General features: G+C 62.8%; 32 protein-coding genes and 1 tRNA gene. 17 read left to right on the top strand and 16 right to left on the bottom strand.

Translation table 11 applies throughout. The features are described 5' to 3' along the window. Nucleotides 1–5: 5 nt before the first annotated feature. From C0V72_RS16355 to C0V72_RS05485, 9 genes are all read right to left on the bottom strand, one after another. Nucleotides 6–182 (bottom strand): hypothetical protein, encoded by a 177-nt coding sequence (locus tag C0V72_RS16355; protein WP_172438920.1) that lies wholly within the window; start codon nt 180–182, stop codon nt 6–8. After that, complete coding sequence (locus C0V72_RS05520) at nt 179–430, bottom strand: hypothetical protein (RefSeq protein ID WP_101792226.1); 252 nt, start codon at nt 428–430, stop codon at nt 179–181. The genes C0V72_RS16355 and C0V72_RS05520 overlap by 4 nt, the downstream gene beginning before the upstream one ends. Next, nucleotides 427–750: a hypothetical protein gene (locus C0V72_RS05515; RefSeq protein ID WP_101792225.1), complete on the bottom strand. Its 324-nt coding sequence runs from the start codon at nt 748–750 to the stop codon at nt 427–429. The genes C0V72_RS05520 and C0V72_RS05515 overlap by 4 nt, the downstream gene beginning before the upstream one ends. Then, nucleotides 750–1,106 carry a hypothetical protein gene (locus C0V72_RS05510; RefSeq protein WP_101792224.1) on the bottom strand — a complete coding sequence of 119 codons (357 nt, stop codon included), beginning with the start codon at nt 1,104–1,106 and terminating at the stop codon, nt 750–752. The genes C0V72_RS05515 and C0V72_RS05510 overlap by 1 nt, the downstream gene beginning before the upstream one ends. Beyond that, a complete protein-coding gene (locus tag C0V72_RS05505) occupies nt 1,106–1,414 on the bottom strand; it encodes a hypothetical protein (protein ID WP_101792223.1) in 309 nt (102 codons plus the stop codon). Before C0V72_RS05505 ends, C0V72_RS05510 begins: the two co-directional genes overlap by 1 nt. 31 nt (nt 1,415–1,445) lie before the next feature. Next, nucleotides 1,446–1,823, bottom strand: a complete 378-nt coding sequence (gene pspC, locus C0V72_RS05500) for an envelope stress response membrane protein PspC (protein WP_101792222.1) — start codon at nt 1,821–1,823, stop codon at nt 1,446–1,448. After that, a complete protein-coding gene (gene pspB, locus C0V72_RS05495) occupies nt 1,820–2,128 on the bottom strand; it encodes an envelope stress response membrane protein PspB (RefSeq protein ID WP_101792221.1) in 309 nt (102 codons plus the stop codon). The genes pspC and pspB overlap by 4 nt, the downstream gene beginning before the upstream one ends. 3 nt (nt 2,129–2,131) lie before the next feature. Continuing rightward, nucleotides 2,132–2,977 carry a phage shock protein PspA gene (gene pspA / locus C0V72_RS05490; RefSeq protein WP_442792555.1) on the bottom strand — a complete coding sequence of 282 codons (846 nt, stop codon included), beginning with the start codon at nt 2,975–2,977 and terminating at the stop codon, nt 2,132–2,134. 130 nt (nt 2,978–3,107) lie between these two features. Further along, nucleotides 3,108–3,293, bottom strand: coding sequence for a hypothetical protein (locus C0V72_RS05485; RefSeq protein ID WP_101792220.1), 186 nt, complete (start codon nt 3,291–3,293; stop codon nt 3,108–3,110). Between the two features lie 158 nt (nt 3,294–3,451). Here C0V72_RS05485 and pspF point away from each other — a divergent pair, with 158 nt between their 5' ends. After that, nucleotides 3,452–4,507, top strand: coding sequence for a phage shock protein operon transcriptional activator (pspF, locus tag C0V72_RS05480; RefSeq protein ID WP_101792219.1), 1,056 nt, complete (start codon nt 3,452–3,454; stop codon nt 4,505–4,507). A gap of 21 nt (nt 4,508–4,528) precedes the next feature. Here the strand turns inward: pspF and C0V72_RS05475 are convergent, their stop codons facing one another. Beyond that, entirely contained in the window at nt 4,529–4,711 is a 183-nt protein-coding gene (locus C0V72_RS05475; protein ID WP_101792218.1) for a hypothetical protein, read from the bottom strand. Nucleotides 4,712–4,731: 20 nt separating this feature from the next. Here C0V72_RS05475 and C0V72_RS05470 point away from each other — a divergent pair, with 20 nt between their 5' ends. From C0V72_RS05470 to rbfA, 7 genes are all read left to right on the top strand, one after another. Beyond that, nucleotides 4,732–5,205: a PilZ domain-containing protein gene (locus tag C0V72_RS05470; protein WP_101792217.1), complete on the top strand. Its 474-nt coding sequence runs from the start codon at nt 4,732–4,734 to the stop codon at nt 5,203–5,205. Between the two features lie 162 nt (nt 5,206–5,367). Further along, nucleotides 5,368–5,934 (top strand): ribosome maturation protein RimP, encoded by a 567-nt coding sequence (gene rimP, locus C0V72_RS05465; RefSeq protein ID WP_101792216.1) that lies wholly within the window; start codon nt 5,368–5,370, stop codon nt 5,932–5,934. Next, nucleotides 5,931–7,571, top strand: coding sequence for a transcription termination factor NusA (gene nusA, locus C0V72_RS05460; protein WP_101792215.1), 1,641 nt, complete (start codon nt 5,931–5,933; stop codon nt 7,569–7,571). Before rimP ends, nusA begins: the two co-directional genes overlap by 4 nt. Next, nucleotides 7,552–8,331: a DUF448 domain-containing protein gene (locus tag C0V72_RS05455; RefSeq protein ID WP_101792214.1), complete on the top strand. Its 780-nt coding sequence runs from the start codon at nt 7,552–7,554 to the stop codon at nt 8,329–8,331. The genes nusA and C0V72_RS05455 overlap by 20 nt, the downstream gene beginning before the upstream one ends. Nucleotides 8,332–8,340: 9 nt before the next feature. Beyond that, nucleotides 8,341–10,911, top strand: a complete 2,571-nt coding sequence (gene infB / locus C0V72_RS05450; protein WP_101792213.1) for a translation initiation factor IF-2 — start codon at nt 8,341–8,343, stop codon at nt 10,909–10,911. Next, a complete protein-coding gene (locus C0V72_RS05445; RefSeq protein WP_101792212.1) occupies nt 10,908–11,351 on the top strand; it encodes a PaaI family thioesterase in 444 nt (147 codons plus the stop codon). The genes infB and C0V72_RS05445 overlap by 4 nt, the downstream gene beginning before the upstream one ends. Continuing rightward, on the top strand, nt 11,351–11,755 hold the full coding sequence (rbfA, locus tag C0V72_RS05440; RefSeq protein WP_101792211.1) for a 30S ribosome-binding factor RbfA: 405 nt from the start codon (nt 11,351–11,353) through the stop codon (nt 11,753–11,755). Before C0V72_RS05445 ends, rbfA begins: the two co-directional genes overlap by 1 nt. A gap of 3 nt (nt 11,756–11,758) precedes the next feature. On the opposite strand, the gene C0V72_RS05435 is transcribed toward rbfA, so the two are convergent. After that, the gene (locus tag C0V72_RS05435) at nt 11,759–12,355 is read right to left on the bottom strand and encodes a YceI family protein (RefSeq protein WP_101792210.1); all 597 of its coding nucleotides are present in this window, start codon (nt 12,353–12,355) and stop codon (nt 11,759–11,761) included. An 80-nt stretch (nt 12,356–12,435) separates the two neighbouring features. Here C0V72_RS05435 and C0V72_RS05430 point away from each other — a divergent pair, with 80 nt between their 5' ends. The 5 genes from C0V72_RS05430 (at nt 12,436) to C0V72_RS05410 (ending at nt 17,630) form a co-directional block, all read left to right on the top strand. After that, nucleotides 12,436–13,011 carry a thymidine kinase gene (locus C0V72_RS05430; RefSeq protein WP_101792209.1) on the top strand — a complete coding sequence of 192 codons (576 nt, stop codon included), beginning with the start codon at nt 12,436–12,438 and terminating at the stop codon, nt 13,009–13,011. Further along, nucleotides 13,008–14,000 carry a tRNA pseudouridine(55) synthase TruB gene (gene truB / locus C0V72_RS05425; protein WP_101792208.1) on the top strand — a complete coding sequence of 331 codons (993 nt, stop codon included), beginning with the start codon at nt 13,008–13,010 and terminating at the stop codon, nt 13,998–14,000. Before C0V72_RS05430 ends, truB begins: the two co-directional genes overlap by 4 nt. Before the next feature lie 14 nt (nt 14,001–14,014). Further along, complete coding sequence (rpsO, locus tag C0V72_RS05420; RefSeq protein ID WP_086608857.1) at nt 14,015–14,284, top strand: 30S ribosomal protein S15; 270 nt, start codon at nt 14,015–14,017, stop codon at nt 14,282–14,284. Nucleotides 14,285–14,457: 173 nt separating this feature from the next. After that, nucleotides 14,458–16,764: a polyribonucleotide nucleotidyltransferase gene (pnp, locus tag C0V72_RS05415; protein ID WP_101792207.1), complete on the top strand. Its 2,307-nt coding sequence runs from the start codon at nt 14,458–14,460 to the stop codon at nt 16,762–16,764. Nucleotides 16,765–16,934: 170 nt separating this feature from the next. Further along, nucleotides 16,935–17,630, top strand: coding sequence for a spermidine synthase (locus C0V72_RS05410; RefSeq protein WP_101792206.1), 696 nt, complete (start codon nt 16,935–16,937; stop codon nt 17,628–17,630). Here C0V72_RS05410 and C0V72_RS05405 read toward each other — a convergent pair. After that, nucleotides 17,618–18,577 carry a DUF481 domain-containing protein gene (locus tag C0V72_RS05405; protein WP_101792205.1) on the bottom strand — a complete coding sequence of 320 codons (960 nt, stop codon included), beginning with the start codon at nt 18,575–18,577 and terminating at the stop codon, nt 17,618–17,620. The two genes, C0V72_RS05410 and C0V72_RS05405, sit on opposite strands and share 13 nt — an antisense overlap. A gap of 102 nt (nt 18,578–18,679) precedes the next feature. Then, a complete protein-coding gene (locus tag C0V72_RS05400) occupies nt 18,680–19,408 on the bottom strand; it encodes a GcrA family cell cycle regulator (RefSeq protein WP_101792204.1) in 729 nt (242 codons plus the stop codon). A gap of 139 nt (nt 19,409–19,547) precedes the next feature. Here C0V72_RS05400 and C0V72_RS05395 point away from each other — a divergent pair, with 139 nt between their 5' ends. Then, the gene (locus tag C0V72_RS05395; protein ID WP_101792280.1) at nt 19,548–20,396 is read left to right on the top strand and encodes an ABC transporter permease; all 849 of its coding nucleotides are present in this window, start codon (nt 19,548–19,550) and stop codon (nt 20,394–20,396) included. A 58-nt stretch (nt 20,397–20,454) separates the two neighbouring features. Here the strand turns inward: C0V72_RS05395 and hspQ are convergent, their stop codons facing one another. After that, a complete protein-coding gene (hspQ, locus tag C0V72_RS05390; protein ID WP_101792203.1) occupies nt 20,455–20,835 on the bottom strand; it encodes a heat shock protein HspQ in 381 nt (126 codons plus the stop codon). Between the two features lie 181 nt (nt 20,836–21,016). On the opposite strand from hspQ, the gene C0V72_RS05385 reads away from it, so the two are divergent. Beyond that, nucleotides 21,017–21,106: transfer RNA gene (locus tag C0V72_RS05385), tRNA-Ser, on the top strand. A 157-nt stretch (nt 21,107–21,263) separates the two neighbouring features. Beyond that, on the top strand, nt 21,264–22,550 hold the full coding sequence (locus C0V72_RS05380; RefSeq protein WP_101792202.1) for a tyrosine-type recombinase/integrase: 1,287 nt from the start codon (nt 21,264–21,266) through the stop codon (nt 22,548–22,550). Here the strand turns inward: C0V72_RS05380 and C0V72_RS05375 are convergent. Together C0V72_RS05375 and C0V72_RS05370 are read right to left on the bottom strand one after the other, a co-directional pair. After that, complete coding sequence (locus tag C0V72_RS05375) at nt 22,547–22,744, bottom strand: DUF5818 domain-containing protein (RefSeq protein WP_143704533.1); 198 nt, start codon at nt 22,742–22,744, stop codon at nt 22,547–22,549. The two genes, C0V72_RS05380 and C0V72_RS05375, sit on opposite strands and share 4 nt — an antisense overlap. A gap of 17 nt (nt 22,745–22,761) precedes the next feature. Further along, the gene (locus C0V72_RS05370; protein WP_101792200.1) at nt 22,762–23,424 is read right to left on the bottom strand and encodes a lytic transglycosylase domain-containing protein; all 663 of its coding nucleotides are present in this window, start codon (nt 23,422–23,424) and stop codon (nt 22,762–22,764) included. A gap of 123 nt (nt 23,425–23,547) precedes the next feature. Between C0V72_RS05370 and C0V72_RS05365 the strand changes: the two genes are divergently transcribed. After that, on the top strand, nt 23,548–24,390 hold the full coding sequence (locus tag C0V72_RS05365; protein WP_233999792.1) for a DUF7146 domain-containing protein: 843 nt from the start codon (nt 23,548–23,550) through the stop codon (nt 24,388–24,390). Nucleotides 24,391–24,420 lie beyond the last annotated feature (30 nt).

Genomic DNA, 24,420 nt, shown 5'->3' with positions numbered 1-24,420 from the left:
GGGTTTTAGCCGCTCAACCCGCCCGGCCGGGTGAAGGCGTGCCAGATCACATAAAACCAGCCGAAGAATCCGTGGACGATCGCCCAGATGATCGACTTGTGCAGGCTCCAGCTGATCGCCACCGCGATCGCGCTGCCAAGCCCGATGCCGGCCTGTGTGGCGGTGTTGCGTGCGGCGCTCATAGCTCGACCCCGCTGGCGATGGCTTCCAGCTTGCGGATACGTTCCTTGAGGTCGGACAGCTCGATCCGGGCTGTACCAAGACCGGATCGTTCGTCCACACCATGGTGTGCGGGCGTACGGCTCAGCTCCTCGCGCTTCAGTTCGAGCCAACCCTGCCAGGCCCGCAGCAGCGCAGCAGCAACGATCACAAGGCCGATCACACTGCCGCCGGTCAGCACCAGCGTGGGATCGAGAAGGGGCGTCATCATTCGCTCTGTTCCTTCTTGGGCGCGAGCGGCGGCACAGGCACAGCCCGCAATGCTTCGATTTCGGCCGCGATCCGCGCCTGTTCGCGGGCATCGCTGCTGTTCGCGTCGGTGGCGATGCGTTCGAGCACCTTCACCCGGTCCTTCAATTCGGTCAGTTCGCGCCGCGCGGCTTCCAGTTCGGCGCGGCCGTCCGCTTCATTGCGCGGGTCCAACCGCTCGGTGACGTCTACCCTGGTATTGCTGCCAGCGCGCAGCCGGATGGATTCGACCACCCCCCAGATGACGATGGCGACCAGCGCGACGATGGCCCAGCTGGTCATTACGCCTTCTGCCGGTCGGTAAGGTTCGACAGCGCCCGGTCGCGCAGCGCATCGATTTCGGCGCCAAGGTGATAGCCGCCGTCCGTGACGATGCGCTCGACATTGGCAAGCCGGTCCTTGATCGCCCCAAGCTCTGCGCGCAGTTCGGCATTTTCCTGCGTCAGCAGCGTTACGCGCTGGGCGGTCTGCTTGTCCGAACCGGGCTTCAGGGACTGGCCCCACATGCCTTCCAGCGGATAGCCGTTCTTGATCTTCATGCGGGTGGTCTGGAACGAGGCGAGGATTCCGCCCGCGCCCAGGGTGAAGGCGCCGGCAATGATCCAGCCGAGAAAGGGGAGAAAGTCAGCGGGTTCCATCACACGCGCTCCTTCTCTTCAAGGCCGAGCGTCACGCCGGCGTCGCCGTCAACCCGTCGCGTGTCGCGCAGGGCTTCGATCTGGGTGGCAATGTCATAACCGCGGTCGGTAACGATGCGTTCGAGCACCTGCACCCGATCTTCGAGCCGCTGGATATGGGTCGCATATTGCGCTGCCTTTTCGGCGGTATGCTCCGCCGTGCTCTCGACTTGGAGCTTGGCAATTTTCTGCTGATGCGACGTCCAAATCCCCAGCAAGGGTATTCCGAAGATCATCACAACCGCTGCCAGTCCGATCAATTCGCCCATTGTCTTGGTCCCTGTTGCGTGTGCGTTGGTCTTAGCGCAGCCGCTCGATTTCGGCGGTCAAGCGCGGATTGCTGCTGACGTAATGGGCTTCCACCGCCGCCAGCCGGCGATCAACGTCGCGAAAACTGGCGCGGATTTCGCGGGCGGTGCGCTTGGGGCTTTGGCGGACGCCCTGCCAGTACTTCTGCTCGCTTTCGTCGCGGTAAAGGTGCGGCGGCTTCTTGTTGAGCAGGAACCCGGCGATGAAGTAGGCGATGATGAGCGGACCGCCCGACATGAAGGTCAGGCCTACCGCCGCCAATCGGATCCAGAATACATGAATCCCGGTGTAATCGGCGATACCGGAACACACGCCCATCAGTTTGGCATTGTGCTTGTCGCGGTACAGCGTGGTGCGAGGGCTGTTCATGCGCGGGTTCCTTTCTTCTCGGCGATCAGCGCTTCGAGTTCGCGCAGTTGCAGGTTGTCTTTCTCGTGATCGGCGATGAGGCGTCGGGCAGGGGTGAAGCCCGGATCGTCAGTGGCCACCAGACGCTCGACCGTATCCATCCGCTCATCAAGGCGCTTAGCGAGGTTGTAGAGCTCTTCGAGCAGCACCTCGTCATCACTGGTGATCGTGGCGGCGGTCTTCCACTTGGTGATGTAGTGCATGATCACCCAGGGCAGGCCGATGAAGATTGCCGGGACGACAAATATCTCGCTTCCGAAATCCATGGCTTATTCTCCCCGTTGCGGCGCGTCTTTGCCGAGCGCCTTCTTCATGGCTTCCAATTCATCATCAATCGCGTCCGAACCGGCGAGCGCTGCAATTTCATCGGCGAGCGACGGGGTCTTGCCTTCTGCGATCTGCAAGGCGTCGGCGCGGCCTTCGGCGTAATCGACCCGGCGTTCCAGTTGGTCGAACCGGGCGAGCGCTTCGTCGGTGCGTTCCGTGCTCATCAGCGTGCGCAGCTTGACGCGGTTCTCGGCGCTTTCGAGGCGCGCGGCGATCGCGGTCTGGCGGCTGCGGGCTTCACGCAGACGGTGCTGCAACTTGGCGATGTCTTCCTCGTAAGCGCGCAAGGCATCATCAAGCACCGCGATTTCGCTTTTCAGCTGGTCGGCCATGTCGCTGGCCTTCTTCTTTTCGACCAGCGCCGCGCGGGCGAGGTCTTCGCGGTCCTTGCTCAGCGCCAGCTGCGCCTTTTCGCCCCAGTCGGCCTGGAGCCGGTCCAGCTTCATGCAGTGGCGGTGCATTTCCTTCTGGTCGGCAATCGTGCGCGCCGCGCTGGCGCGAACTTCGACCAGCGTTTCCTCCATTTCGAGGATGATCATCCGGATCATCTTCGACGGGTCATCGGCCTTGTCGAGCATCTCGTTGAAATTGGCCGCGATAATATCGCGGGTGCGGCTGAAAATGCCCATGAAGGCTACTCCATCGAGAAACGAATTGACCCGGTCGAGCGGCGCGACTCGGTCGCTCTGCGGGTTGTCAGTGGTGCGCCGAGACTGCGCCGTCCCCGGGTTGCGACGCAAGGCTTCGATTTCTTCATCGAGCCGCGACAGCCGGGACGCAGACAGCAAACGCGAAGGTTGGGCCGGAGCATCGCTGTTCGCAGCGGCGCGTGTGGGTTGCGCGTCGCCGGCAGCGTTGGCAGGGGGGACATCCTGCTTGGGGCGCTCCGGCCCGAGGGGGTCAAAGGGATCGCCCACGTCAGGCAATCTCGGTCATCGCGCCAGCTTCGCTGGCGGGATAGGCAATCGGGGAGGCATGGGCCGCGCCCGGCTGGATCTGCGAGGACAGTGCGATCATCATCGTCATGGCGGCGATGCTGGCAATCGCGGCATGTCCGAGCTTGGAGCTCCAGAAGCTGCTGTTGGCGGCGTTGCGGTTGATCATTGTGGGCCTCCGAGATGGTGTCCGTGGTGTTGCCGTGTATCCTGCAACGGCTGTGCCAAACTCGCGGAATGGCAGAAATCTGCCATTTTTGATGCAGGATCGCTTCTGGCGATTGGCCTCTATTGCCAAGCATTGGGGATTTTCACTATAGTTTGGAAATGAAGCTCGAAAGCCAGTTCATCGGCCAATCCGGCGCCTTTCTGGACGCGGTCGAGCGTGCCAGCCGGGCTGCGGCGATGAACCGCCCGGTGCTGGTGATTGGCGAGCGCGGGACGGGCAAGGAACTGATCGCCGAACGTCTGCACCGCCTCTCGACCCGCTGGGACGAGCCGCTGGTCACCATGAACTGTGCAGCGCTCCCCGAAACGCTGATCGAAGCCGAATTGTTCGGGCACGAAGCCGGCGCCTTTACCGGTGCGACCAAGACCCGCACGGGGCGGTTCGAGGAAGCGGACCGCGGCACGCTGTTTCTCGACGAGTTGGGCACCTTGTCGATGGGCGCGCAGGAACGGCTGCTGCGCGCGGTCGAATATGGCGAGATTACCCGCATCGGCGCCTCGCGCCCGATCCGTGTCGATGTGCGGATTGTGGCGGCGACCAATGATGATCTGCCTGCCCTGGCGGCCGCGGGCGAATTCCGCGCCGACCTGCTCGACCGCCTCAGTTTCGAGGTGATTACCCTGCCGCCCTTGCGTGTGCGTGAGGGGGATATTGGCGTGCTGGCCGAATATTTCGGGCGGCGCATGGCAGCCGAACTCGATTGGGAGCGCTGGCCGGGCTTTGCTCCGCACGTGATGGATGCGCTGGAGGATCACCCCTGGCCCGGCAATGTGCGCGAGTTGCGCAATGTGGTGGAGCGTGCAGTCTATCGCTGGGCCGATGCGGAAAAAGCGATTGCCCATGTCCAATTCGACCCCTTCGACAGCCCGTGGCGTCCGCGCCCTCCAGAACACCGCCGCACCGGCGCATCAGCTGCGTCCGGCCATGCTCCTGCAACTGTCGCGCCGTCGCTGCCGGCTGCCGGTTTCGACAGCATCGAGGATCTGCGCTCGGCCGTTGATGCACACGAACGAGCGATCCTTGCTCATGCGCTCGGCAAGCACCGCTGGAACCAGCGTCAGACGGCCCGCGCGCTTGGCCTGACCTACGATCAGTTGCGCCACTGTATCCGCAAGCACGCCTTGATGGAGGGGCAGGACGGATTGCCGTCCTAACAGATCCGTAAGCCTTTTTGATTATTGCGTGGCGGCATTCCGAAACGGCGATACGATCATGGCATTGCTTTGCAGAAGTTTCATTGCTGGGCTTGGCAGCCGATGCGGCGCGCTGCGGCTAACGACTGCCAAATTGAGGCGAGGCTGATATGCGGCCACGGCTTTCGCGCAGTTTTCCGGCATTTCCGAGATCTGCTGATGCATCCCTAGGCGAGCGTGCCTTCATGACCGGGGCAGAGGCGGCGCAGGTAGCCGGCGCGCCGGTGGATGATCGCGTGCGGGGCGGGCAGGAAAGGCCGGATACGAAGTCGAACGGTCACATACCGGCTGCGATGCCGGTCGGCCGGCGCTCGGCCCCGCGGCTCAGGCTTAGTTTGCCCGCGCAATTGGTCGCGGTTGATAAGGCGCACACATGCATCCTGTTAAACCTGTCACGCTCTGGCGCTCAGGTGGCGATCCTTGATTCGGTGCGGGTGGGCGAGGGGGCCATGTTGCGGTGCGGGGTGATCAATCACTTTGTGCTGGTTACCCGGAGCGAATTCGGGCTCAATGCGCTGGTTTTCGATGAGCCACTGACGGATGAGATCGTGCTTGAAACCCGTCGCTATCACGAAACCTTCGAAGAGCGCGAACGCCGCGCCATGATCGAGACGGCCCGCAAGTGGGTGACCGGCGATGATGATGGCCGACTGATCTGATTGGTCAGTAGGGCTGACGGATTGTTCGCTCTTGCCAAATCCGGTGCCAGCGACTAACTGCTCCGCCAATCCCGGCATTGTGACGACAAGGTTTGGATGCTGGCGCCTTCGGGGGCCGGCCCGCAAACCTGTTTCTGCAATCCCGATTCGAACGGAGCATGAATGGCTGATATCGCGCGCCTGACCCAGTTGATCGAACCCGAGGCAGCCGCCCTGGGTTTTGAACTGGTGCGCGTGGCGATGCTTCCGTCCGAAGCTGGTGATGGCGGCATGGCCTTGCAGATCATGGCTGAAGACCCCGCGACCGGGCAGTTGGTGATTGACCAGTGCGCGGCCCTTTCGCGCAGGGTTTCAGACGTCATCGACGCTGCTGAAGAAGCGGGCGAGGTGCTTATCGAAGGTGCCTACCACCTTGAAGTCAGCTCGCCCGGCATCGACCGTCCGCTCACCCGCGACAAGGACTTCGCCAACTGGGCGGGGCACGAAGTGCGCGTGGTCATGGACAAGAGCTTCGAAGGTCAGCGCGTCAACAAAGGCGTGCTTGGCGGGCTTGAGGATGGTATGATCCTCGTCAAGGAAGTGAAGGCGGGCGATGTGCGCCTGCCTCGCGCGCAAATCCACACGGCCAAGCTCGTCCTTACCGACGCGCTGATTGCCGCCACCCGCCCGCTGGATGCCAGCGGTGCTGACGAACTCATCGAAGAAGATACAGAGAAGGCAGACGACTGATGAGTGCCATTTCCGCCAACAAGGCCGAACTGCTTGCGATCGCCAACGCGGTTGCCTCGGAAAAGATGATCGACAAGTCGATCGTCATCGAGGCGATGGAAGAAGCGATCCAGAAATCCGCGCGTAACCGCTACGGCGCGGAAAACGACATCCGCGCCAAGCTCGATCCGCTGACCGGCGATCTGACGCTGTGGCGCGTGGTCGAAGTGGTCGAGGAAGTTGAAGACTACTTCAAGCAGGTCGATCTGAAGCAGGGCGAAAAGCTCCAGCCGGGCGCCAAGGTGGGTGACTTCATCGTCGATCCGCTGCCGCCGGTCGATCTCGGCCGCATCGATGCGCAGTCCGCCAAGCAGGTGATCTTCCAGAAGGTCCGCGATGCCGAGCGTGAGCGTCAGTACGAAGAGTTCAAGGACCGTCAGGGCGAAGTCATCACCGGCGTCATCAAGTCGGTCGAATTCGGCCACGTGATCGTCAACTTGGGCCGCGCCGAGGGTGTGATCCGCCGCGATCAGCAGATCCCCCGCGAAGCCGCCCGCACCGGCGAGCGCGTGCGAGCGCTCATCGCCAAGGTGGAACGCAACAATCGCGGCCCGCAGATCTTCCTCAGCCGCGCGCACCCCGACTTCATGAAGAAGCTGTTCGCGCAGGAAGTCCCCGAAATCTACGACAACATCATCGAGATCAAGGCCGCCGCCCGTGACCCGGGCAGCCGTGCCAAGATCGGCGTGATCAGCCGCGATTCCTCCATCGACCCGGTCGGCGCATGCGTCGGCATGAAGGGCAGCCGCGTGCAGGCCGTCGTGCAGGAATTGCAGGGCGAAAAGATCGACATCATCCCCTGGTCGGAAGACACCGCGACCTTCGTGGTCAACGCGCTCCAGCCCGCCACTGTCAGCCGCGTTGTTCTGGATGAAGACGATGGCCGTATCGAAGTGGTGGTGCCGGACGATCAGCTCAGCCTCGCCATCGGTCGCCGCGGCCAGAACGTGCGTCTGGCGAGCCAGCTCACCGGTCACCAGATTGATATCATGACCGAGGAAGAAGCCTCGGAAAAGCGGTCGAAGGAATTCGCCGAACGTTCCAAGATGTTCGAGGAAGAACTCGACGTCGACGAAACCCTCTCGCAGCTGCTGGTGGCCGAAGGCTTCGCCGAGCTGGTCGAAGTGGCTTACGTGGACTTGGGCGAACTCGCGACGATCGAAGGCTTTGACGAGGATCTCGCCGAAGAACTCCAAAGCCGTGCGTTGGAAGCGCTTGAACGGCAGGAAGCTGGCCATCGCGAAGTCCGCCGCGGGCTTGGCGTCGAAGATGCGCTGGCCGAAATCCCGCATCTGACTGAAGCGATGCTGGTCACGCTCGGCAAGGCGGGAATCAAGACGCTCGACGATCTGGCCGATCTGGCCACCGACGAGCTGATCGCCAAGAAGCGCGAAGCGCCGCGCCGCCGGAACAACACCGATGGCCCGCCGCAGCGCCGTCCGCAGCGCGAAACCGACAAGGGCGGTGTGCTGGGCGAATATGGCCTCAGCGAAGAGCAGGGCAACGAAATCATCATGGCCGCGCGTGCGCACTGGTTCGAAGACGAGGATTCGTCCGGGCCGACCGAGGAGGCCGCCCATGCGGACTCCACCCAATGAGCGCCTGACGTCCGACATCGCTGAGCCGGTGCTTTCCGCAGCTGCGGGGAGCGAGCGGCGCTGTATCCTGGCTGGCGAAAGCGCCCCGCGGGATGGCTTGGTGCGTCTGGCAATTTCGCCGGACGGCCTGGTGCTCCCCGATGTTGCTGCCAAGGCTCCGGGTCGCGGCGCTTGGATCGGGGTGGATCGCAGCGCGCTTGAAACTGCGTTGGCAGAGGGTCATCTCAGGAAGGCGCTGATGCGTGCCTTCAAGGGCGCGCCGCTGACCATCCCTGACGATCTTCCCGACCGGGTCCAAGCGGCGTTGGTGCGGCATTTGTGTGATCGGCTGGGGCTGGAACTGCGCAGCGGCAATATCGTGATGGGTTCGGCCCGGATCGAGGAACAGGCGCGCAGCGGCCGGATCGCGATCCTGCTGCACGCCTCGGACAGCAGCGAGGATGGGCGGCGCAAGCTCGATCAGGCGTGGCGGGTTGGCACCGATGCCGAAGGCTCTGGCCTGCGGGGGCAGACCTTGCCACTGGACCGCACCGCGCTGTCTGTGGCATTGGGCCGCGACAATGTGGTTCACCTGGGCGTTGCCGGGCATCCTGGCGACATGCGCGCGGCAGACCGCGTGCTTCAGGCGGTGTCCCGGCTGGTGCAATATGCCGGGGGTGACCGCGCGAGCGAGACCAAGGAAACAGGCCGGGACACTTCCGGCGACACCGATCAGCCGCACGGCCGATCGGCGATTATTGATGAATACGTGAAGGACTAACGAGCTATAATGAGCGACGACAACGACAACCAGCGCACTCGCAAACCCCTGGGCCTCAAGCGCTCGGTGGATGCGGGCGAGGTCAAGCAGACCTTCAGCCATGGCCGCACCAACAAGGTGGTGGTCGAGGTGAAGCGTCGCCGTGTGCTCGGCAAGCCTGGCACGGAAGCGGCCGCACCGCCGCCGCCTACGCCCGCCCCGCCGCCGCCCGCTCCGGCGCCTGTGGCTGAAGCGCCGCGTCCGGCCGCCCCGCCGCCGCGCGCTGTCCGTCCCGCGCCAGCTGGCGAAACGCCGCAAGAGCGCGTGAAGCGGCTTCAGCTCGAAGCCGAGGAAGAGCGGCTGCGGATGGCTGAAGAAGCGCGCAAGCGCGAAGATGAGGAACGCCAGCGTGCCGAAGAGGAAGAGCGCCGCCGGGCGGAGGAAAACCGCCGGGCCCAGGAAGAGGCCGAGCGTCAGCGCGCTGAGGTTGCTTCTGCGCCGGAGCCCGCTGCTGCCGAACCTGCGCCCGCGCCAGCCGAAACGTCAGCGGCGGAAGAAGCGCCTGTCGCCCCGGCTGCCAAGACTGACGCTGTTCCGGCTGCCCGTCGGTTCACGCCGGTCGAGCGGCCCGAGCCCAAGCGGCCCGTGGAGGTCAAAGCCAAGAAGAAGGATGACAAGCGCGCCGCCCCGATTGACGAAGGCAAGGACGCTCGCCGTTCAGGCAAGCTGACTGTCACGCGCGCCTTGAACGAGGACGAAGGCCGCCGTGCGCGCAGCCTCGCCGCATTGAAGCGTGCGCGTGAAAAGGAACGCCGCGGTCAGGGCGGCCCGTCGAAGCCGCGCGAAAAGCAGGTCCGCGATGTGGTCGTGCCAGAAGCGATCACCGTCAGCGAACTCGCCAACCGTATGGCCGAGAAGGGCGCGGATCTGGTCAAGGCGCTGTTCAATCTGGGCATGATGGTCACGGTCAACCAGACCATCGATCAGGATACGGCGGAACTGCTGGTCGAGGAATTCGGCCACAACATCACCCGCGTGTCCGCCAGCGATGTCGATATCGACAACAGCGAGGACATGGATCCTGAAGACACGCTGGTGGAGCGTCCGCCAGTGGTCACGATCATGGGCCACGTCGATCACGGGAAGACCAGCCTGCTGGATGCTCTGCGCGGCACGGATGTCGTGAAAGGCGAGGCCGGGGGTATCACCCAGCACATCGGCGCCTACCAGATCACCACCAAGGGCAAGCAGAAGATCACCTTCCTCGATACGCCCGGCCACGCGGCCTTCACCGAAATGCGGATGCGCGGTGCCAATGTCACCGACATCGTCATTCTGGTGGTCGCAGGCGATGACGGGCTGATGCCGCAGACGATCGAGGCGATCAACCACACCAAGGCCGCCGGCGTGCCGATGATCGTGGCGATCACCAAGTCGGACAAGGCGGAGTTCAACCCGCAAAAGATCCGCGAACGTCTGCTCGAACACGAAATCGTGGTCGAGGCGATGTCGGGCGACGTGCAGGATGTCGAGGTTTCGGCCAAGACGGGTGCGGGCCTCGACCAGCTGATCGAGGCGATCGGACTTCAGGCCGAACTGCTCGAGTTGAAGGCCCGGCCTGACCGCGATGCCGAGGCGACCGTGATCGAAGCCCAGCTCGACAAGGGCCGCGGGCCGGTTGCGACCGTGCTGGTGACCCGCGGGACGCTGAAGCGCGGCGATACCTTCGTGGTCGGCACGCAGAGCGGTAAGGTGCGTGCGATCGTCGACGACAAGGGTCAGCAGCTCAAGGAAGCTGGCCCGTCGATGCCGGTCGAAGTGCTCGGCCTTGGCGGCGTGCCTTCGGCAGGGGACCATCTCACCGTGGTCGAAAACGAACAGCGCGCCCGCGAAGTTGCGAAGTATCGTCAGGAAATCGCGACGGAAAAGCGCACAGCGCTGGCCCCGACCAATTTCGACACGATGTTCAGCAGCCTGTCCTCCAACGTCATCGAATTCCCGGTGGTGGTGCGTGCGGACGTGCAGGGCAGCGTCGAAGCGATCGTCAATGCGCTCCACAATCTCTCGAACGACGAGATCAAGGTGCGGGTGCTGAGCGCGGGCGTGGGCGCGATCACGGAAAGCGATGTGACGCTGGCCGGGGCCTCGAAGGCGCCGATCATCGGCTTCAACGTGCGTCCCAATGCCAAGGCGCGCGACCTGCTCAAGCGGGACAATGTGCGGATGATGTATTACGACGTCATTTATCACCTGACCGATGCCATCGCCAAGGAAATGGCCGGCGAGCTTGGGCCGGAGCGGATCGAAACCGTGGTCGGGCGTGCCGAGGTCAAGCAGGTGTTCCCGGCGGGCAAGAAGGACAAGGCGGCTGGTCTGCTGGTGCTGGAAGGCGCGATTCGCAAGGGCCTGTTCGCCCGTCTCACACGTCAGGACGTCATTGTCTCGGCGACCAAGATCCACTCGCTGCGACGCTTCAAGGACGATGTCGACGAAGTGCGCACCGGTCTGGAATGTGGCGTGGTGTTGCAGGACACCAACGACATCAAGGCCGGCGACATGCTCGAAGTCTTCTCGGTCGAGGAGCGTGAGCGGACCCTGTGAGCCTTCACGACGCACACTACCCAGACGATGCCGGGCAGTCGCCGCATACGGCGCTGCTCGGCTCGCAATTCGTGAGCTGGGATGCAGACACCCAGACCGCGACCATGCGCTTTACCGTAAAGCGCGAAATGACCACCTGGCGCGGCGGCGTGCAGGGGGGCCTGGTTGCAGGCTGTCTCGATGATGTGATGGGCTATGCCTATGTCGCGGCGACCGGCGGCGAGATGGCGCCGCTCAATCTCGACATTGCGATGAGCCTTATTCGTCTGATCCCCGAAGGCGCCACGATCATCGGCAAGGGCCGGGTGGTGAAGGGCGGCCGGCGCGTCGTCTTCCTCGAAGGCGAATTGCTGGCAGAGGATGGGACGCTGTACGCGCGCTCGACCTCGACCGCGATTCCGACCCCGCGTCCGACGCCGACCAGCACGGGGATGGAATAATGGCCAAAGCCCCTTTCACCGCCGAACAGCAATCGGTCCGTGTCCTCAAGGTAGGCGAGCGGGTGCGGCATATCCTGTCGGAACTGCTCGCGCGCGGCGAGGTGCATGACGATGTCGTGCGCGCAGCGCATATCTCGGTCACCGAGGTGCGCATGACCCCCGATCTGCGCCATGCGACCGCTTACGTGAAGCCGCTGATGGGCGCGGGCGAGGACGAGGTGGTCCTTGCCCTGCGCCAGAACACTGCCTTCCTCCAACGCGAAGTCGCCCAGCGGCTCGGCCTGAAATTCGCGCCCAAGCTCAAGTTCCGCAAGGATGAAAGCTTTGCCGAGGCCGACCGGATCGAAGCCCTGCTGCGCGATCCCAAGGTTGTCCGCGATCTTGGCGATGACGAGGAAGAATAGCGCCTAACGTGGGATCATTCGCGCCTTCAGCGTAATGTCCACCTTGTTGCCCACGATCAGCTGATACGCCTTCATCCCGAACTGCCGCCGGTCGATGGTGGTGGTACCGTTGAAGCTCACCGGCTTTCCGGCCTGCGCGATCGGATCGGCATCGAAGGTCACCGCCAGTGTCGCCGGACGGGTGACGCCGCGGGCGGTCAACTCGCCGCTAACGGTCCCGCGCGTCGTGCTCGAAAGTTTGAGCGAGCGGCCTATGAACCGGATCGAGGGATATTTTTCCACCCAGAAGAACTTGTCGCTCCTCAACCGGGCGAGCGTGACGCTGTCAGGCGCCTCAATGGCGGTCGCATCGAAGGTCACATTGATCACCGCCTGTTCCGGTGCGCCCGGCACGATCGTAACCGCGCCCTGCATCCGCGGAAAGCGCGCCGATTTGCTGGCAAGGCCGAAGAACGGCACCTTGGCCGAGACGGAGCTGGCCGTCGTGTCCAGCGTATAGCGTAGCGGTACGCTCGCCGAGTTACCGCTGAGACAGGCAAGGGCAATAATGGCCAGTAGCGGCCGCAGGATTATCCGGATGCAGGCAGCGGGGGTGGTCATTGTCTTTTCACTACGCTTCAGCCGGGCAAAAGGTTCACCCCTGTCTCGCTCTGAGAGCGGTGAACAGCTAGTCGGGCGCTATGGCCAAGCTGTACTTCTACTACGCCAGCATGAACGCCGGCAAAAGCTCGCATCTCTTGCAGGCGGATTTCAACTACCGCGAGCGCGGGATGGCGACGATGCTTTGGACAGCTGCGCTTGACAGCCGTTCGGACGGGCAGGTGAAAAGCCGCATCGGGCTGGAGAGCGAGGCACACAAGTTTGCGCCCGGCACCGACCTCTGGGCAGCGATCAGCGCGGCGCATAAGGTGCAACCGCTCGATTGCGTGATGGTGGACGAGGCGCAGTTCCTCACCGCCGATCAAGTGTGGCAATTGGCGCGACTGGCCGACGAGGGCGGCATTCCGGTGCTGTGTTACGGCTTGCGCACCGATTTTCAGGGGGAGCTGTTCCCGGGATCGGCGGTGCTGCTGGGGATTGCCGATGCCTTGGTGGAACTGAAGGCGGTGTGCCACTGCGGTCGCAAGGCGACGATGAACCTGCGCGTCGATGCCAGCGGCGCGGCGGTGCGGCAGGGCCAGCAGACCGAGATCGGCGGAAATGATCGCTATGTGGCGCTGTGCCGCCGGCATTTCTCTGAGGCTCTGAGCGGATGAGTGCGCCGCTTTCCGGATGGTTGATCCTCGACAAGCCGAAGGGCATGGGCAGCACGCAAGGCGTGAGCGCCGTCAAGCGCGTGCTGCGCCAGAACGGCTATGCCAAGACCAAGGTCGGGCACGGCGGGACGCTCGATCCGTTGGCGCAAGGCGTGCTGCCGATTGCCTTGGGGGAGGCGACCAAGCTCGCCGGACGGATGCTGGATAGCGACAAGATCTATGTATTCACGGTGCAGTTCGGCGCGGAGACATCGACCCTCGATACCGAGGGTGAAGTGGTGGCGACCAGCGATGTGCGCCCTGCGCTCGCGGATGTTGAAGCGGTGCTGGCGCGCTTCACTGGTCCCATCGAGCAGGTGCCGCCTGCCTATTCCGCGCTGAAAGTCGGCGGCCAGCGCGCCTATGATCTTGCCCGGGCGGGGGAGGTGGTGGAACTGAAGGCGAGGGCGGTGACCATTCACTCTCTTCTCCTCCGTCATGCTGAACTTGTTTCAGCATCCATCTCTCCGCAGGCACCGGCGGAGCGCGACGGGGGATGGACCCTGAAACAAGTTCAGGGTGACGAATTACTGAATGAGATCACCCTCACCGCCCACGTCTCCAAAGGCACCTATATCCGCAGCCTTGCGCGCGACATCGCCTATGCGCTTGGCACTTGCGGACACGTCACCTATCTGCACCGCACCAAGGCTGGCCCGTTCACGCAGGCACAGGCGATTTCGCTGGACTTGTTGGACGAAACCGCTAAGGGCCGAGGCCTTGAACACCTCCTCCTGCCGTTAGAGGCAGGGCTGGACGACATCCCGGCCCTCCACCTCGATCAGACAAGCGCGCAGGCGGTCCGACAGGGCCGGATGCTGTCTGACATGCCCCAATCATCTGGGCTTTATCTCGCGAAACTGGGCGCTGTCCCGGTCGCGCTGATGGAAATCACGGATGGGACGGCCACCGTCGTCCGGGGGTTCAACCTTCCCGATGTCGCTGAGTAAGAAAGAGACGTACTATGTCGGTGACCGCCGAAGTTAAGCAGACCATCATTGCTGACAATGCCCGTGATCCCAAGGACACCGGCAGCCCCGAAGTGCAGGTTGCGATCCTCACGCAGCGCATCCGTAACCTGACCGAGCACTTCAAGGATCACCACAAGGACAACCACTCGCGCCGCGGCCTCTTGATGATGGTGAACAAGCGTCGCACGCTGCTCGCCTATCTCAAGAAGAAGGATGTCGAGCGCTACAACGCGCTGATCCAGAAGCTGGGTCTGCGTAAGTAAGAGTTTTGCGGAAGGGCGGCTCAAGGGCCGCCTTTCTTGCATTTGGGGCTAGCAGGCATCCGGCTTGCTACCTTGGGGCCGAACCAGCGCCCCGCACCGGACCGGGACGGTTCTTTCCCCGGCACATGAGGCCCCGCCCGGCAATATGGCCGCGCGGGTCAGAAGGAAAACCAATGTTCGACACGAAAACCGTATCGCTGGAGTGGGGCGGAAAGACCCTCACTCTGGAAACCGGGCGTATTGCCCGTCAGGCCGATGGCGCCGTTCTGGCCACCTATGGCGAAACCGTGGTGCTGTGCGCCGTGACCGCCGCCAAGTCGGTGAAAGAAGGGCAGGACTTCTTCCCGCTCACCGTCCACTATCAGGAAAAGTTCTCGGCTGCCGGCCGTATCCCCGGCGGCTTCTTCAAGCGTGAACGCGGCGCGACCGAGAAGGAAACGCTCACCAGCCGCCTGATCGACCGTCCGATCCGCCCGCTGTTCCCCGAAGGTTTCTACAACGAAATCAACGTTATCGCGCAGGTCCTGTCGTTCGACGGCGAGACTGAGGCCGATATCGTCGCGATGATCGCGGCCTCGGCTGCACTCACCATCTCGGGCGTGCCCTTCATGGGCCCGATCGGCGCTGCACGCGTCGGCTACATTGATGGCGAATATGTCCTCAACCCGAAGCAGGACAAGGCGCTTGCCGAAGGCCAGCTCGACCTCGTCGTTGCCGCCACGCAAGGCGCGGTGATGATGGTCGAATCCGAAGCCAAGGAACTGACCGAGGAAGTGATGCTCGGCGCCGTCATGTTCGCACATGATGAAATCCGCAACGTCATCGGCGCGATCGTGGAATTGGCCGAGAAGGCCGCCAAGGATCCGTGGGATGTCGACACCAGCGACAACACCGCCGACATGAAGGCCAAGCTCAAGGACCTCATCGGCGGCGACATCGCGGCGGCCTACAAGGTCACCGACAAGTCGCAGCGCTCGAACCTGCTCAACGAAGCCCGGGCCAAGGCCAAGGCGGCGTTCGCGGATGAAGGCGGCCAGACCCAGATGGTCGCTGGCAAGCTGATGAAGAAGCTCGAAGCCGAAATCGTGCGCACCGCGATCCTCAAGGATGGCCAGCGCATCGACGGCCGCAAGCTCGATCAGGTGCGTCCGATCGAAGCCATCGTCGGCTTCCTGCCGCGCACGCATGGTTCGTCGCTGTTCACCCGCGGCGAAACCCAGGCGATCTGCACCACCACCTTGGGCACCAAGGACAGCGAGCAGATGATCGACGGGCTCGAAGGCCTGAGCTATTCGAGCTTCATGCTGCACTACAACTTCCCGCCCTATTCGGTCGGTGAAGTGGGCCGCTTCGGCGCGCCGGGTCGCCGCGAAGTCGGTCACGGCAAGCTCGCCTGGCGCGCGCTGAACCCCGTGCTGCCGAGCAAGGAAGACTTCCCTTACACCATCCGCGTGCTGTCGGACATCACCGAGTCGAACGGCTCGTCCTCGATGGCGACTGTGTGCGGCGGCTGTCTGTCGATGATGGACGCGGGCGTGCCCGTGAAGGCTCCGGTTTCGGGCATCGCCATGGGTCTGATCCTCGAAGGTGACGAATTCGCCGTCCTGTCGGACATTCTGGGCGATGAAGACCACCTCGGCGACATGGACTTCAAGGTTGCTGGGACCGAAAACGGCATCACCACGATGCAGATGGACATCAAGGTTGCCGGCATCACGCAGGAAATCATGGCCAAGGCGCTGGAGCAGGCCAAGGCCGGCCGTCAGCACATCCTTGGTGAGATGGCCAAGGCGCTGACCGGTGCCCGCACCGAAGTCAGCAAGCACGCGCCGCGCATCGAGACGATCCAGATCGACAAGTCGAAGATCCGTGACGTGATCGGCACCGGCGGCAAGGTGATCCGCGAGATCGTCGCCGAAACCGGCGCCAAGGTCGACATCGATGATGAAGGCGTGATCAAGATCTCGTCCAGCAACGTCGATGAGATCGAAGCGGCGAAGAAGTGGATCCTCGGCATCGTCGAGGAAGCCGAAGTCGGCAAGATCTACAACGGCAAGGTCGTCAACATCGTCGATTTCGGCGCCTTCGTGAACTTCATGGGCGGCAAGGACGGTCTCGTCCACGTCTCGGAAATGCGCAACGAGCGGGTTGAAAAGCCCACCGATGTCGTCTCCGAAGGCATGGAAGTGAAGGTCAAGGTGCTCGAAATCGACCCGCGCGGCAAGGTTCGCCTGTCGATGCGCGTTGTCGATCAGGAAACCGGCGCCGAGCTGGAGGACACCCGTCCGCCCCGCGAAGCGCGTGAACCGCGCGAAGGCGGCCGTGGCGGTGACCGCGGCGGTGATCGTCGCGGGCCCCGTGGCGGTGGTGACCGTGGTGGGCGCGGCGGCGATCGCGGCGGCCGCGGCGGTTCGGGCGGCGGCGACCGTGCCCCGCGCGACAGCGGCCCGGTTGGTCTGCCCGACTTCCTGAAGGATTGAGCGTACTCCTCCCCCTCCTCTTCAGAGGAGGGGGTAGAGGGTGGTGGCGCGGGCCGCAGAGTCGCGCTCCAAGGCACCACCCCGCTGCGACTAGGCCCGGCAAGTGCCGGACCAGGTCTCGCTGCCCCTCCTCTCAAGAGGAGGGGTTTTGCGTTTCGAAGGACTCACCGATGCTCCAACGCGAACTCATCGACACCACCCAGATCGAGGACGGCGTCACCCTCGAACTCTACACCCATGCCGGTCACTTCATGATCGTGATGGGGCGCAACGAGCTGATGAGCACCCGGATGCGGTTCTCCGAAGAACAACTCGCCGATCTCACCATCGACCGGCTGGGCAAGGACAATGCCCGCATCCTGATCGGCGGCTATGGCATGGGCTTCACCTACCGCGCGGCGGCGGCAAAGCTCGGAGCCAAGGCGCAGATTGTGGTCGCCGAGATTTCCGATGCGATCATCGATTGGGCCAAAGGGCCGATGGCAGCCTTGACCGGGGAAGGCCTCGCAGACCCGCGCCTCGACCTCAAGATCTGCGATGTTGCCGCGCTGATCGACGATGCAAACGATGGCACCTGCGCCAAGTTCGATGCGATCCTGCTCGATGTCGACAACGGCCCGGACGGGATCGTGCGCGATGCCAACAACCGCATCTATTCGCGCACCGGCCTTGCCAAGGCGCGTGATGCATTGAAGCCCGGCGGCATTCTGGCGGTCTGGTCAGCGGGGCCAGACCCGGCATTCCGCAAACGGCTTTACGATACGGGTCTGACCATCACCGAATGGAATGTGCGTTCCCGCCCGAATAACAAGGGCGCACACCACATCATCTGGTTTGCCCAGAAGACCTCGCCTCAGAAGTCGTAAATCAGCGTCACGCGGCTGAGCGTATCGGTCTGCACCGCGCCCGGTGGCGGGTTGCTGTCATATTCGAAGGCATAGGAAAACCGTGCCGACAGCTTGCTGCTGATGGTCGCATTGAGCCCGGTGATGAGATCAACCGACGTGTTGCGCGCATCGATAATGGCGACGGCTGTTCCGCCTGTTTCAGCCACGGCGTTGGTCGCCTGCGTCAGCTTCAGCCGGTCCGTTATGCTCCAGTCAAAATCAAGGCCAATCAAGCCTGCAATCCGGCTTTCATTGCGCCCGTCGGTAAATGCCGTGACGCGGTACGCTGGCCCGGCTTTCAGGGAAAGGCGCACATCGTCTTGCTGGAGCGCCTGATAGCCGATGCCGCCCGATACCGCATAGCGATCGGAAAAGCCCTGAAATTTGTCGCGTTCGTATTGCGCCAGCGCATAGACGTAGAAATTGTCGGAAACGTTGAAATTGGGCTCGTAACGGGCAAGGTATTGTTCGCGGGTGGTGACGCCGCCTGCGCGCTGGTAATCCACCCGCCCGGTCAGTTTATGGCGCCAATCAATGCCCTGCCGGTCAACCGTGAGCGCTGTGCTGAGGCCGGTATTGGTCGAGTTCCCGGTTGCCTGGAACGCGCCGAATTCGCCCTTGCCAGACCAGCCTTCCAGCAGCCCAGCGGATCGGATCTGCGCTTCCTTGGCTGCGGCCGCCTCCGCCCGCCGGACAGCGAGGCTGGTGTTGAAATTCGCGATGATCGCATCAACCTCATCGCTATCGGCCGGGTTGGTTGTGCGGGCCAGCTCGCTCACGACGCGCACCTTGCCTTCGTCGCCCGTCGCGATCGCCGCGTCGATCATAGCGCGGACGGGGGCGGGAAGTTCGGCTTGCGCGGTCTGCGGAACAGCCAGCGATCCAGCCGCAATGATTGCCAAGCGCCAAGTGGTGATGGCCCGCATGCTACCGCTCCCGTCCGTCCGGCTCCGCCATAAGGCCAGCGACCTGCAATGAGCAAGCCCTGAGGCGCTGCAACGTGCCGCCGGAAGGCCGAACAGCGGCGCTCAGCGCACGCGCGGGCCGCCAAACGGCAGCGGTGGCGGCGGACGGCGGACGCCGCGCGGCAACTGGGCCTGATAGGCCCGGCCGCAATGCTCGACGCAATAGGGGAAGCTCGGGTTCACCGGTTGCCCGCAGAAGTGGAAATCGGGTTCGCCCGGGTGGCCCATCGGCCAGCGGCAGACCTTCTCCGACAGATCGAGCAGAGTGGTCTTTCCGGCGATCTCGGCGCTCGGCTTGGCCGGCACCAGACGGCGCGGCGGAGCAGGCGGGATCGGCGCCTGCTGATCGCCCGGGCCTTGCCGCAGAAAGCCGCCGGGTCCGACCGAAACAATCTTTGGAAGATCGGAAGCGGGCCCGGGAATCGGCTGCGACGGGCTGGCATTGACCGGGCTGTCAGCGGTCACATCCACACGCGGGGCAGGGGCAGCCGGGCGGGGTGCGGGGCGCTCGGCAGGTTCGGCCGCAGCAGCGGCACGTTGGGTCTGATCGCTGCGCGGTTCAGCCGCAGTGCGCGGCGGCGGCGCTGCCGGCTTCTTGGCAGGAGCGGCGGCAGGCTTTTTCTTTTCGCCCGTTTTGACCGGCGACGGCCGGGCCTTCAAGCCCAGCCTGTGCGCCTTGCCGATCACCGCATTGCGGCTGACCCCGCCAAGTTCTGTGGCGATTTCGCTGGCGGTTGCGCCGCCTTCCCACATTTTCTTGAGCGTCCCGATGCGCTCGTCCGTCCAGCTCATATCGTTACCCTGTTCCTGTGTCCGGCGCCTGGCCGGGTGGCGGAATGCTTGTCAGAAACGTCTGTGCAGCCTAGGCCCGCAGGCTATGGCCGATCACGCTTCTGCAACTCCCTTGATTGATCCTGTACCCGTGACGGAAATGACCGTTGATGACAAGACCGGCGGGACCGTTCGGTTCACGCCGCGCGGCCAGCCCGTCATTACCGGGATCAATCGTGTTGGGCTCTTGGCGCTCTATATGAAGGAGGTGCGCCGGTTTCTCAAGGTGCAGACGCAAACGATCTGGGCGCCAGCCTTCACAACGCTGCTGTTTCTGGTGATTTTTACCGTCGCACTGGGGCGCGGCGGGCGCGAAGTGCTGGGTGTGCCCTTTGCGAGCTTTGTCGCACCGGGCCTGATCGTGATGGCGATGATGCAGAACGCCTTTGCCAATTCCAGCTTCTCGTTGCTGTCGGGCAAAATGCAGGGGACGATTATCGACTTGCTGATGCCGCCTTTGTCGCCGGGCGAGTTGATGAGTGGGATCATCGCTGCGGCAATGACGCGGGCGGTTCTGGTGGGTTTTGCGGTGGCGCTGGCGATCGCGCTGTGGCCCGGCGTCTCCTTCGGGCTGGCGCATCCCTGGGCGGTGATCTGGTTCGGCCTGATGGGCGCCTTGCTGCTGTCGGTCATCGGGCTGGCGACATCGATCTGGGCCGAGAAGTTCGATCACAATGCGGCCGTCACCAATTTCATCATCGCGCCGCTTTCGTTGCTGTCGGGCACGTTTTACGTGATCGATAATCTTGGCGCGGTGTTCCAGTGGATCAGCCGTCTTAACCCGTTCTTCTATGTGATTTCCGGCTTTCGCTACGGCTTCCTTGGGGCCAGCGATATCGGCGGTGATGGTGCGGTTGTCGCAGCAGCAGCAGGCCTGCTCGTGCTCAACGCGTTGCTGGCAGCGGCCGTATACGGGCTGCTGCGAAGCGGATGGAAGCTCAAGACCTGACCGGGTTTGCAGGCACGGCGGTTATCGCGACCGCTGCTTCAACAGCCCAATCGCGTTGTCAGTGTGTGAGCGATGCCCGCATCCGGTATCGCCCATCCTTGAAGCTGTCGAACAATTGGCGCACCGTGGGATGCTCAACCGGGCCACCTTGCGGATCGGCGATCAGGTTGCCCTGGCTGACATAGGCAACGTAGGACGAATCCTCGTTTTCCGCGAGCAGATGGTAGAACGGCTGTTCGCGGGCAGGGCGCAGGTCTTCGGGAATGGATTGATACCATTCTTCCGAATTGGCAAACACCGGATCAATATCGAACACCACGCCGCGAAAGGCAAACAGGCGGTGGCGCACCACATCGCCGATGCCAAAGCTGGCACGGGTCTGACGCGGAGCGATGATGGTCCGCCCGGCTTGGCTCGAAAAGAACTCTGCACGTTCCATAAGCGGCAATATGGGCCATTATTGGTGCAAAACAAGCGCAAGGATGGCAGCGTTTGACCGATATGCCCGCATTTTGTGCGCACGCGGGTCTTGGCAAGCGTGAAGGCTTGGTCTAACGGGCCGCTTCCTGTCGCCCGCCGCCCTTCGACCTGGCGGCCCATATCGGCGCATCAGGCCTCGCGGAGAGGTGGCAGAGTGGTCGAATGCGCCGCACTCGAAATGCGGTTTACCGGCAACGGTAACGTGGGTTCGAATCCCACCCTCTCCGCCAGTCACCCTTCCACAAGCGTCCAAAAAACGGCTGTTTTCCTTGATTTTTAGCCATTTCGTGCTAGAGATCGTTCTGCATTTGTTTCGATATTTCCGCATGCGTCCGCAAAGATTGGGGGCATTTTTGGGGGCATCGAAACGCAGTTTTGGGGGCACAGATGCTCAGCGAAATGGCAGTCCGGCAAGCGAAGGCAAAGGACAAGGATTACAAGCTCTCCGATTCTGAAGGGCTCTATCTATTCGTGGCCAAATCTGGCCGTCGAAGCTGGCGTCTCAAATATCGTTTTGCCGGAAAAGAGCGACGGCTGATCCTGGGTGCCTATCCCGAATTGTCGCTGAAGGAAGCGCGCGAGAGGAAGTGTGATGCTCGCAAGCTGCTTGCTGAAGGCAGGGATCCCGGTCTCGAAGCAAAGAAGGCAGCCATTGCGCGAGCCATGTCAGCGTCGAACACTTTCGAGGTTGTGGCGCGCAACTGGTTTGCACTTCAGGAAGATCGGTGGACGCCTGTCCATGCAAGGGACGTAATCTCTAGCTTGGAAAAGGAGGTGTTTCCATGGATCGGCGCCTTGCCCATCGCCGAGCTTGATGAGCCAATTGTGCTTTCCGTGCTCAGGAAGATTGAAAAGCGAGGGGCCATCGAGACGGCACATCGCGTACGCCAACGTATATCAGCAGTTTTCGTTCAGGCGATTGCTGAAGGGCTCGCGGCGAGGGATCCGGCCGCTGTAGTGGGCAAAGCTCTCAAGCCAGTGCCACGCGGACGCAAGCGGCCTGCAATTGTGAGCATCGAAGCGCTTCACGACATGATCCGCAAAACGGAGGCGGAACTGGCCTCGCCGCTCACAAAGCTCGCATCGCGTTTCGCGGCACTGACGGCTCAGAGGCTGGGGGCCATCAGATGCATGGCATGGGGCGAGTTCGAGAACATCGACTGGGATGGAGACGGGCTGTGCCCGGAGGCTCTTTGGCGTGTTCCGGCAGGTCACATGAAGCTGGCAAATGACTTGAAGCAGGACGAGAAGTTCGATCATCTGGTGCCACTTGCGCCAGAGACCGTTGCTGTCTTGCGGACGGCCAAGCAGCTCACCGGGCGGGGACCCCTTGTATTCCCGAGTAACCGTAGCGCCCGAGTTCCGATGAGCGAAAATACGCTAAGCTACTTCTACAACCGCTGCGGATATCAGGGCAGGCATGTGCCGCACGGCTGGCGGGCATCATTCTCCACGATCATGAATGAATGGGCCGAGAGGAACGGGACGGCGAGCGACAGGTTGGTGATAGATCTCATGCTTGCCCACATTCCAGAGGGAGTGTCGGGCTCTGAGGGTGCCTACAATCGAGCGGCGTTCCTTGAGCGTCGCCGCGAAATCGCCGAGGCGTGGGCGAAGATGTTGTTCGAAGGCTTTTCAGAGCCATCGAAGCTATTGGGGCTTCCCGCTCGCTAGGCGCACCCGATCCAATCGGCCTTGATGCGCTCGGCCGCTGTTGAAATGCCGTCGACGATGACGTTTTTGCCAACGAGGGTCTGGTCCACATCCAGCGCGTCGACGATCCAGGTCTGCGCATCAGAAGTCGTGAGAAGGAGGCTTCGCGCGCCCTTTGTCAGTCGGCCTGAAATGCGTTTCCGCTGGGTGCTCACCGTCAATTGTCCCTCTGTTAAAGCTTCCATCGTCGAAGCACATTGCGCACGTAGGCTGGCGTTTCGCCGTTCCGCGGAATGCCGCCAGCTCTGCTAACAGCTCCGGGCCCGGCGTTGTAGGCTGCCAAGGCGAGGTGCACCACTCCGAAACGATCCAGCATCTGCCGGAGATATCGGGCGGCACCGTCGATATTTGCAACAGGATCGAAGCGATTGGCCACGCCGAGCTCTCTGGCGGTGGCCGGCATCAGTTGTCCGAGGCCCGCTGCTCCGACACGGCTGACGGCCAACGGATTGTATCTGGACTCTGTCCAGACGAGCGCGTCGAGCAAGCCTGGGGGCAGGGCGTACTTTGCCTCGGCTGCATAGACGTGTGGCAAAAAGCTCGCTCTCCGAAAGCTCGTGGTTCCGGTTCCAGCGGCATGCTGATAGCGGCGCGAGAGGTCGTCGCGCGGTGCAGCGCCGATATCGAAATTGGCGGGCGTAGCCTCATTATGAGTGCGCCATAGTCCATGTTCGACCAGCTGGAACCCGTTGGAAGCCTCCGCGATGCGGACGCCGCTAACGGAATGTCCGGATACTTCCTGATCAGATGATCGCTCTTCTTCTTGCGCGCTGACCGGGAAGGTGAGCGCAGTTGTGATGCAGGCGCTGGCGAAGAACAGGATTTTTGGGGTCATTGCTCGATCCTCGATGGCCGACTCATCTTAGAACATATATAGAACATAGCGCGGAGGGAAATCGGTTGGCGCGCATGCAGAGTGGAGGCTGCGCGGGAGGGGCACATCAAACGGAGTGGGTCGATGCCCCAACAAATGAATGCTCATCAACTTGATCGCCGCGCACGCATGATCGTCGAAAGCCTCAATGGAACATGGCGTCAGAACAAGGGTATGTGCTGCTGCCCCGCACACGACGACCGTACCCCCTCGCTGAGCGTGACACTGGGTCGGAAAGCGATCCTGTTTCATTGCTTCGCAGGATGCTCGAACGAGGAGGTCATTGCGGCACTCGACCGCCAGGGTGTTCGCAGCCGCGACCTGTTCGATGGCTCTGGTGCCGTGGCCGCTGATCGACCGGAAAAAAGGGCCTTCAATTCCAACGCGCGGCGTTTGTGGCACTCGGCGACGGCGATCTCCGACAGTCCTGCCGAAGGATACCTCGCGCAGCGCGGGATTCTGCGTGCCTCTGATCAGCTCCGTTATCTCGAGCGCACGCCGCTCGGACCACGTGGTGCAGTCCAGTTCCTCCCGGCCATGTTGGCGGCCGTCACAACTGACATCGGCATAATAGCGGTGCACAGGACGTTTCTCGATACTGCGAGCGGCAAGTTGGCAGGTTTCGATCGGCCGAAGCGTGCGCTGGGAAGCCTTGGCTGTGGCGCCGTCAGACTTGCGTCGCCAGATGAGGGGCGTCTCGGCCTCGCGGAAGGTGTCGAAAGCGCCCTGTCAGCCATGCAACTGTTCAGCATCCCTTGCTGGGCAACGCTTGGGAACGAGCGCTTCGGCCTCGTTGCGATCCCCGAGAGAGTGCAGGAGCTTTACCTGTTCATCGACAACGATGCCGGAGGCGCTCTCGCTGTTGAAGGACAGTTCACAGGAGCCGTAAGGCGACATCCAGCTTTACGAGGTGTCGCCTTGGCCTGATCGATTTCCCGGCGGATGGTCTTCCGGGAG

Source organism: Porphyrobacter sp. TH134 (assembly GCF_002855495.1).
GTDB lineage: Bacteria > Pseudomonadota > Alphaproteobacteria > Sphingomonadales > Sphingomonadaceae > Erythrobacter.
The sequence above is the reverse complement of the archived record's forward strand: the minus strand, read 5'-3'. Positions and strand labels throughout refer to the sequence as shown.